The organism is Streptomyces sp. SID486, from assembly GCF_009865385.1.
Lineage (GTDB): Bacteria > Actinomycetota > Actinomycetes > Streptomycetales > Streptomycetaceae > Streptomyces.
This window is the reverse complement of sequence record NZ_WWJT01000225.1, coordinates 1-8,811: the sequence shown is the minus strand read 5'-3', so window position 1 is coordinate 8,811 and position 8,811 is coordinate 1. Positions and strand designations below refer to the sequence as shown.

The window sequence follows — 8,811 nt, the reverse complement described above, 5'->3', positions numbered from 1 at the left end:
TGTCTCGGTGCCGGTGTCGGTGCGTGCCTCGGTGCCGGTGCCGGCGCCGGTGCGTGCCTCGGTGCCGGCGCCGGCGCATGTCTCGGTGCCGGTGTCGGTGCGTGCCTCGGTGCCGGTGCCTGCGCCTGTGGCGATGCCTGCGCCTGTGGCGGTGCCCGCGCCGATGTCCGTGCCGGCGCCGGTGCTACAGCCTCCCCCACGTGTTCCGGTCCCGCGCCATCCCGTGCAGCGCCTCGACGTCCGCCGGTTTGAGCACCCCGCCCAGCCGGGCCAGGCCGGTCAGCTCGGTGTCCCGCAGGATCCGCACTCCGCGCGGCTGCGTCGTCACGGTGACCTCGGCCGGTTCCACCAGGGCCAGCACCGGGCGGACCTCGGCGGTCAGGGCGTAGGAGGCGCGGTCGGCGTCGGCGCGCAGCCTGCGCAGCAGCGGTTCGGCCTCGCGGCGGCCCAGCGTGACCATCGGGTCGGCGACCAGGACCCGGCTTCTACGGGCGTGGCGGGCGTGGACGGCGAACAGGCCGCCGGGGCCGATCGCCAGGTGGTGGATGCGGTCGCCGCCGGGCAGCGGGACGGAGTGCAGGGTGTGCCAGCCGGCGCCCTCCAGCCGGTCCAGCCCCTGGCCGACGGTCTGCTCGGCGGTGAGGGCGCGCCTGCGGGGGTCGGGACGCAGCCGGCGGGCGGGGCCGGGGTCCCGCTCCAGGGCGACGAGCAGGGCCTCGCCGGGGCGGTTGGGGGCGAGGTCGTCGTCCGGGTGGAGGGTCAGCCGGGCCAGTTCGGCGGGGGTGGGGACGGGCGGCGGGCCCACGGTGACCTGGCCGGTGAGGAAGGGTTTCAGGGCGTGCAGCACGTCGTTCCTGCCGTCCTCGCCGAGCACCAAAAGATTGACCCGGCCCGTCTCACGGTCGTACCAGGCGACATTGCTTCCGTCCTCGCGGCAGACGTACAGCCGCTCCCGGCCGTGCCGGTAGGCCGGCACCACGCGCAGTCCGCTCATGCGCCATCACCCCTCGACCATGGGAACAGGCGGGGTGCTCCCGGGGCAAGACCGGTTACCGTGGATGGCGGCCCCGTGAGGGGGAGTTGGGGAGGCACCGTTGCGGACCCGCGGAAGGCAGCCCGACGTACCGACTCCGGAGAGCCCGTGGAGCGAGATCGTGCCCGGCCTGTGGATGGGCGGGCACGAGTTCCGGGGCCGTTCCGGACGCCTGGAGCCCGCCGTCGTCAGGGACGAGTTCGACGTGGTGCAGTCCCTGCTGCGGCTGCCGGGGCACGGTCCCGGTCCGGGCGTGGAGCACCGGGTGTGGCCGATCCCGGACGGGCCGCTGGACGGCACGCAGCTGGCCGGGGTGATCAGGCTGGCGCACGCGGCGGACGAGGCGCTGGACGCCGGCTGCCGGGTGCTCGTGCGGTGCCGGCACGGTTACAACCGGTCGGGGCTGGTCGTCGCGCACGCCCTGGTCCGACGGGGTGACACGGCCGATCAGGCGATCCAGCTGATCCGGGCCCGGCGCTCGGCGTGGGCGCTGCACAACGAGCTGTTCGTGGAGTACCTGCGGACGGGCCTGGCGACCGTACGGCTGCTGGAGGAGCTGGCCGAGTAGCCTCTCCCCCAGCGCCCCCGGCGGCTCCCCCCGGAGTCGCGCGGGACGACGCCGGCGCCGAGGCGGCCCCGCACCGGGGCGCGCGAGCGGTGCACGAAACGTACGAAACGGATTTCTGTCGGAATCTGAGAACACTTCCCTACGAACCCACGAATTAGGGTGTACGGGACCCCACCGACCCCGACGTCCAGGAGCACCGTGCCAGCCCGTCGTCCCGCGCGCACCGCCCTCGCCGTGGCCGCCGTCGCCCTGCTGTCGGCGACGGCGACGGCCTGCGGGGACACCGGCGGCCTGCGCGGTGCCGGGCCGACCCCGACCGCCGTCAGCCCCGCGAAGCTCTGGCCGGACCTCAGGCCCGCGTCCAGCCCGGCCTACCCCTACCAGGTGGCGACCCGGGAGACCGTCAAGGGCGTCACGATCCCCGGCGACGACATCCGGAAGGTGGATCCGGTGGACGTCGTCGAGGCGGAGATGAAGGCGCACCCCGACGACTACGGACCCAAGGGGGCGTACCACGCGACGGAGGAACGGCTGAAGGAGTGCCGGCGCGGCGGGGACCGGGCCCGGTGCCCGCTGCTGAAGGCGTACTACCGGGACCTCACCGGGGACGGCCGGGCGGATCTGACGCTCGGCTTCCGGCTGTACCCGACCAACCAGACGGCGGTGCGGGTCTACACCGTCGAGCGGCACCGGCTGGTGCAGGTGCTCGCCGACAACGACGCGATCATCGGGGTGGAGCTGGCCGGACGGGCACTGATCGAGCGCTCGCCCGCCGACATCTCCGGCTACGAGTACCGCACGACGTGGGTATGGGACCCGGGCCAGCGCGCGATGGTCTTCTCCCGCGACGAGTACCTGCACGTCGGCGACGGCCGGCCCAGCAGGGCACCGTCCCCGTCGGCCTCCCCGCCCGCCTCCCCGTCGGGCTCACCCTCGGCCTCGCCCTCGGCCGGTCCTTCCGCGTCCGGCACCGCCGGTCCTTCCGTGTCCGGCACCGCCCCGGCCCCCGGCTCCGGCTCCGGCTCCCCGGGCGCGCGATGAGGATCGCGCTGCCCCACTGGGCCGGGGCCCTCGCCGTCAAGGCCGCCGCCTTCATCACGGTGATGTGCTGTGCGCTGGCCGCGCTGCTCGGTGTCCTGGTGCACGTCTCGGTGACCGACCAGACCGTCGGCCAGGCCCGCGACCTGGCGCTGTCCCGGCTCGCGGACGCCACGCACGCGTACGAGGCGGGGGACACGCTGCTGCCGGGGGCCGCGGTGGACCCGAGGGGGCTGCCCGCGCCGCTGCGGTCGCTGGCGGCGGGCGGGCAGCGCGGCACGATGGTGGCGATGTACCGGGGGCGCCCGACGATGTGGGCGGCGGGACCGGTGGCCGGGCGCCGGGCGCTCGCGGTGGAGGTCGACTACTCGCAGCAGTCGCGCACCATCACCGGTCTGGACCAGTCGATCCTGTGGTCCTCGGGGCTGGCGATCGGGGCGACCGTGCTGGTCGGCGTGTTCGCGGTGACGCGGGTGACCCGGCGGCTGCACGGCACGGCGCGGGTGGCGCGCCGGATCAGCGCCGGTGACCTGGACGCCCGGGTGGACGACCCCCGTACGAAGGACCAGACCCGTCCGCAGGACGAGGTCGCCGCGGTGGCCGCCGCGCTGGACTCGATGGCCTCCTCGCTCCAGGGCAAGCTGCTGAGCGAGCAGCGGTTCACCGCGGACGTGGCGCACGAGCTGCGCACCCCGCTCACCGGGCTGCACGCGGCGGCCGAGCTGCTGCCGCCCGGCCGGCCCACGGAGCTGGTGCGGGACCGGGTGGCGGCGCTGCGCACCCTCACCGAGGACCTGCTGGAGATCTCCCGGCTGGACACCGGGCGGGAGAAGCCGGTGGTGGAGACCGAGGAGCTGGGTGCCCTGGCCGCGCGGGCGGTGCGCGCCTCGGGCACGGAGACGGACGTCCGGATCCTGCGGGACGTGCGGGTGGACACCGACCGGCGGCGGCTGGAGCGGGTGCTGGGGAACCTGGTGGCCAACGCGCACAAGCACGCGGCGCCACCGGTGGTGGTGACCGTGGACGGCCCGGTGGTGACCGTGCGGGACCACGGCAGCGGCTACCCGGACTATCTCGTCGCGCACGGGCCGCAGCGGTTCCGCACCGAGGGCGGCGCCAAGGGGCACGGACTCGGGCTGACCATCGCGCTGGGCCAGGCGGAGGTGCTCGGCGCCACGCTGACCTTCGCCAACGCGGCGGACGGCGGCGCGGTCGCCACGCTGCGCCTGCCCTCGGCCGGCTAGCTCCCCTCCGGCTCCACCGGGGCTCCCGCCCCCGCTCCGCGCGTCCGTCAAGATCACTCCCCCGGGCCGCTCCCCCGGTTGACCGCCCCCCTTCGGGGCGCGCCCGGGGAACAACGGACACAAGGCTGTGCATTTAGGTAGGTTCCGGGCATGACGAAGGCCGGAACCACCGTGGCGGCGGCCCCCGCTCCCGCACCCGCCGCGCGCCTCCCCCGGCGCCGGGGCATCGAGCTGTCCCTGCTCGTGCTGGCCGTCCTGCTGTCCGTGTACGGCTACTGCGCGGTGGGCGTGGCCCGGAGCGGGACCGTGCCGCCCGGGGCCGCGGGCTACGGAGCCGGGCTCGCCGTGCTCGCCCTGTTCGCCCACATCGCGGTGCGGATCCGGGCGCCGTACGCCGATCCGCTGCCGCTGCCCATCGGTGTGCTGCTCAACGGCCTCGGACTGGTGCTGATCTACCGGCTGGACCTGGAGACGCCGGGCGACCGGGCGGCCCCCACCCAGCTGGTGTGGTCCACGCTCGGGGTGGGCCTGTTCATCGGTGTCGTCCTGGTGCTGCGCGACCACCGGGTGCTCCAGCGGTACTCGTACGTCTGCGTCGTCGCGGCCCTCGTCCTGCTGGTGCTGCCGATCCTGTTCCCGGCGGTCAACGGCGCCCGGATCTGGATCCGGATCGCCGGGTTCTCCATCCAGCCCGGTGAGTTCGCGAAGGTGCTGCTCGCGGTGTTCTTCGCCGCGTACCTGGCCGCCAACCGCAGCGCGCTGTCGTACACCGGCCGCCGGCTGTGGCGGCTGCAGTTCCCGACCGGCCGGGTGCTCGGCCCGATCCTGACGATCTGGCTGGTGAGCGTGGGCGTGCTCGTCCTGGAGCGGGATCTCGGGACCTCGCTGCTGTTCTTCGGGCTGTTCGTGGTGCTGCTGTACGTCGCCACCGGGCGCACCGGCTGGATCGCGGTCGGGCTGGTGCTCGCGGTGCTCGGCGCGGTCGCCGTCGGGCGGCTGGAGCCGCATGTGGGCGCGCGGATCGAGGACTGGCTGCACCCGTTCGCCACCATCGAGGCCGGGCGGGGCCCCAACCAGCTCTCCCAGTCCCTGTTCGCCTTCGCCGCCGGCGGGGTCCTCGGGACGGGACTCGGGCTCGGGCACTCCATCCTGATCGGCTTCGCCACCAAGTCCGACTTCATCCTGGCGACGGCCGGGGAGGAACTGGGCCTCGCGGGCCTGGCGGCGATCGTGCTGCTGTACGCGCTGCTGGTGGAGCGCGGCTACCGGGCGGGCCTGGCGCTGCGCGAGCCGTTCGGCCGGCTCCTCGCGGTCGGGCTCGCCTCGATCGTGGCGTTGCAGGTGTTCGTGATCGCGGGCGGGGTCACCGGGCTGATCCCGCTGACCGGCATGGCGATGCCGTTCCTCGCCCAGGGCGGCTCCTCGGTGGTCACCAACTGGGCGATCGTGGCGCTGCTGGTGCGGGTGAGCGACTCCGCGCGCAGCCAGTACGACGGCCGGGAGGCCCCATGACCGAGTACGGCGGCTTCCCCGAGGGCGGGCGGCCGATGGCGAAGTACATCCGGCACGCCTGCGCGTTCTGCGCCCTGCTGCTGGCGGCCCTGCTGGCCAACGCCACCCGCGTGCAGGTCGTGCAGTCCCGTGAGTACGACGACAACCCGGCCAACCGCCGGGCCACCATCGCCCGTTACCAGCAGCCGCGCGGGAACATCCTGGTGGACGGCCGGCCCGTCACCTCGTCCGTGGACACCGGCGAGCAGCTGCGCTACGAACGCGGCTACCTGGACGGTCCGTTGTTCGCGCCGGTCACCGGCTTCGCCTCGCAGACGTACGGGACGACGTTCCTGGAGCACGCCGAGGACGGGGTGCTCTCCGGCACCGATCCGCTGCTGGCGCCGCTGCCGCTGTGGAACGACGTGACGCGCGGGCGGGATCCCGGCGGTGACGTCGTCACGACCCTGAACGGGCGGGCGCAGGAGGCCGCGCACCGGGGGCTCGCCGGGCGCAAGGGCGCGGTGGCCGCCGTCGAGCCGGCCACGGGGCGGATCCTGGCGCTGGTGACCAGCCCGTCGTACGACCCCACGGAACTGTCCGGCAACAACGAGGCGGTGGCCTCGGCGTGGGCCCGGCTCAACCACGACCCGGAGAAGCCGATGCTCAACCGGGCGGTACGGCAGACCTATCCGCCGGGGTCGACGTTCAAGGTGGTGACGGCGGCGGCGGCGCTGGACGCGGGCGTGGTCACCGACCTGGACGCGCGGACCGACTCCCCGGACCCCTACCGGCTGCCGGGCACCACCACACGGCTCACCAACGAGGGCGACGGCTGCACGGACGCCTCGGTGCGGGACGCCTTCGAGTGGTCCTGCAACACGGTCTTCGCCAAGCTGGGCGTGGACGTCGGGGTGCGGGACATGGCGTCCACGGCCCAGGCGTTCGGGTTCAACGACCCGGGTCTGCGCATCCCGTTCTCGGTGGCGCGCAGCACCTTCGACCCGCACGTGGACAAGGCGCAGCTGGCGCTGTCCTCGATCGGGCAGTACAACACGCGGGCCACCCCGCTGCAGATGGCGATGGTCGCGGCGGCGGTCGCGAACGGCGGCCTGCTGCGCCCGCCTTATCTGGTGGACCGGACCACCCGGCACGGCGGTGAGACGGTCGCCGGGAGCGGGGCCCGGCCGGGACGGCAGGTGATGCGGCCGTCCACCGCCGCCCGGCTGATGGAGCTGATGGCCGGTGTCGTCGAGGAGGGCACCGGCACCAACGCGGCCATCCCGGGCGCCCTGGTGGGCGGCAAGACGGGTACGGCGCAGCACGGGCTCGGCAACGCCGGGGTGCCGTACGCCTGGTTCGTCTCCTGGGCGCGGTCCGGGGACGCGCCGGAGCCGCAGGTGGCGGTCGCGGTGGTGGTGGAGGACGCCTCGGCGGACCGGGGCGAGATCAGCGGCGGCGGAGACGCGGCGCCGATCGCCAGGGAGGTGATGCGGGCCGTCCTCGGCAGGTGAGGGCGGGCGCCGTGCGGTCAGCCGATCGGGGTGAGCATCTCGGTGCGGACCGCGGCGGCGTCGCGCGCGGCGGCGTCCAGGTCCACGTCGGCGGGGACGGCGTGCAGGGCGCTCGTGTCGATCCTGGCCACCATGGCCGCGGTGTTGCCGTCCGCCCAGGCGCAGAACGGGTAGGTGAGCGTCAGCGAGGACTGCTTCTGGACCACGACCTCACAGCTGACCGTGAGGTCCGTGCCCGTGGGGGTGATGTCCCTGGCGGGCACCGCCACCGTCACGCCGTCGGCGTCGCCGGCTCCCTTGAGCATGGCGTGCCGGCCGTGGGCCGTGTTCTTGAACCGGCCGTAGAGGCCCGACACCATGAGGCTGCCCCGGCTGTCGTCGCCGCCCGGGCTGTAGCGGCCCATGACGGCGTCGGTGACCTTGGCGTCCCAGGCGCCGTCGACGTCGTCCTCGATCCGCTGCCCCTCGCTGTCGGAGAGGTCGGCGGCGAGTTCGTACTTGTCGTCGAGCAGGGTCCTGGGCAGGACGAGCTTGTTCCTCGCCTCGGGGAAGCCGCTCTCCGCCACCGCCCCGAGCAGCACCAGGCCCACGATGCCGAGCGTGACGACACCGCCGACGATGCCGAGCACCAGCCCGAGCCTGCGCTTCTTCGGCGGCGGCGCCATGGGCGGCACGCCCCAGCCGGGGTAGGGCTGTTGCGCGTAGGGCGGCTGCGGGGAGTGGGGCGGCCCGGGGTAGGGCTGCTGCTCGGGGTACGGCGAGGGCGGGCTGTAGGGACCCGGGGCCTGCTGGCCGTACGGGGGCTGACCGCCGTAGGGCGGCTGGGGCTGGTGCGGGTACGGCGGCGGAGGCATGGACACGCCAGCACGCTACTGCACCCGGGTGAGGGGCCGGGCACCGGACACCGGGCCAACAAGTCCTGCGCGGGGGATTGACGGGCTTGCTGACAAGCAGTCTCATAAGAGCAGGACGACTACCCCCGGGTAACGAGGTGAGGGAGCCATGACGACCCTGACGGAAGCGGACGCGCTGGACGGCCTGCGCGACGCGCTCGGCCTTCTCAAGGACCGGGAGCAGGTGGCCGAACGGCTGCTGGCCTCCTCCGCCAAGCACTCCTTCGACCCGGACAAGGAGCTGGACTGGGACGCGCCCTTCGAGGAGGGCAAGTGGTTCTGGCCGCCGGAGCTGGTCTCGCTGTACGACACCCCGATGTGGCGGCGGATGAGCGAGGAACAGCGCATCCTGCTCTCCCAGCACGAGGCCGCGGCCCTGGCCTCGCTCGGCATCTGGTTCGAGCTGATCCTGATGCAGCTGCTGGTCCGGCACATCTACGACAAGGCGGCGACGAGCGCCCACGTGCGGTACGCGCTCACCGAGATCGAGGACGAGTGCCGGCACTCGAAGATGTTCGCCCGGGTGATCTCGCGCGGCGGCACGCCCTGGTACCCGGTGGGCCGCGCCCACCAGAACCTCGGCCGCCTGTTCAAGACGATCTCCACGACCCCCGGCTCCTTCACCGCCACGCTGCTCGGCGAGGAGGTGCTGGACTGGATGCAGCGGCTGACCTTCCCGGACGAGCGGGTCCAGCCGCTCATCCGGGGTGTCACGCGGATCCACGTGGTGGAGGAGGCGCGGCACGTCCGGTACGCCCGCGAGGAGCTGCGGCGCCAGATGGTGACCGCACCGAAGTGGTCGCAGGAGTTCACCCGGGTCACCTCCGGCGAGTTCGCCCGCGTGTTCTCCGTCGCCTTCGTCAACCCCGACGTCTACACCAACGTCGGCCTGGACAAGCGGGAGGCGCTGGCGCAGGTGAAGGCCAGCGGACACCGCCGCGAGGTCATGCAGAGCGGCGCCAAGCGGCTGACCGACTTCCTGGACGACATAGGGGTACTGCGGGGCGTCGGGCGCCGGCTGTGGAGGTCG

Annotated in this window: 8 protein-coding genes; 6 read left to right on the top strand and 2 right to left on the bottom strand. The window is 74.0% G+C overall.

Going from position 1 to position 8,811, the window contains the following annotated elements; translation table 11 throughout:
- Positions 1–184 precede the first annotated feature (184 nt).
- The gene (locus tag GT045_RS11850; protein WP_161334125.1) at positions 185–994 is read right to left on the bottom strand and encodes a nuclease-related domain-containing protein; all 810 of its coding nucleotides are present in this window, start codon (positions 992–994) and stop codon (positions 185–187) included.
- A gap of 100 nt (positions 995–1,094) precedes the next feature.
- On the opposite strand from GT045_RS11850, the gene GT045_RS11845 reads away from it, so the two are divergent.
- The 5 genes from GT045_RS11845 (at position 1,095) to GT045_RS11825 (ending at position 6,888) form a co-directional block, all read left to right on the top strand.
- A complete protein-coding gene (locus GT045_RS11845) occupies positions 1,095–1,601 on the top strand; it encodes a dual specificity protein phosphatase family protein (RefSeq protein ID WP_161295490.1) in 507 nt (168 codons plus the stop codon).
- A 198-nt stretch (positions 1,602–1,799) separates the two neighbouring features.
- Positions 1,800–2,642 (top strand): hypothetical protein, encoded by an 843-nt coding sequence (locus tag GT045_RS11840; RefSeq protein WP_161334124.1) that lies wholly within the window; start codon positions 1,800–1,802, stop codon positions 2,640–2,642.
- Positions 2,639–3,883, top strand: coding sequence for a HAMP domain-containing sensor histidine kinase (locus GT045_RS11835; protein WP_161295488.1), 1,245 nt, complete (start codon positions 2,639–2,641; stop codon positions 3,881–3,883). The genes GT045_RS11840 and GT045_RS11835 overlap by 4 nt, the downstream gene beginning before the upstream one ends.
- 150 nt (positions 3,884–4,033) lie before the next feature.
- Positions 4,034–5,395, top strand: a complete 1,362-nt coding sequence (locus GT045_RS11830) for an FtsW/RodA/SpoVE family cell cycle protein (protein WP_161295486.1) — start codon at positions 4,034–4,036, stop codon at positions 5,393–5,395.
- A gap of 35 nt (positions 5,396–5,430) precedes the next feature.
- A complete protein-coding gene (locus GT045_RS11825; protein ID WP_202527856.1) occupies positions 5,431–6,888 on the top strand; it encodes a penicillin-binding transpeptidase domain-containing protein in 1,458 nt (485 codons plus the stop codon).
- Positions 6,889–6,905: 17 nt separating this feature from the next.
- On the opposite strand, the gene GT045_RS11820 is transcribed toward GT045_RS11825, so the two are convergent.
- A complete protein-coding gene (locus GT045_RS11820) occupies positions 6,906–7,742 on the bottom strand; it encodes a hypothetical protein (protein WP_202527848.1) in 837 nt (278 codons plus the stop codon).
- A 148-nt stretch (positions 7,743–7,890) separates the two neighbouring features.
- Between GT045_RS11820 and GT045_RS11815 the strand changes: the two genes are divergently transcribed.
- Positions 7,891–8,811, top strand: a 921-nt coding sequence (locus GT045_RS11815) for a diiron oxygenase (RefSeq protein WP_161334121.1), incomplete at its 3' end; no start/stop codon positions are given.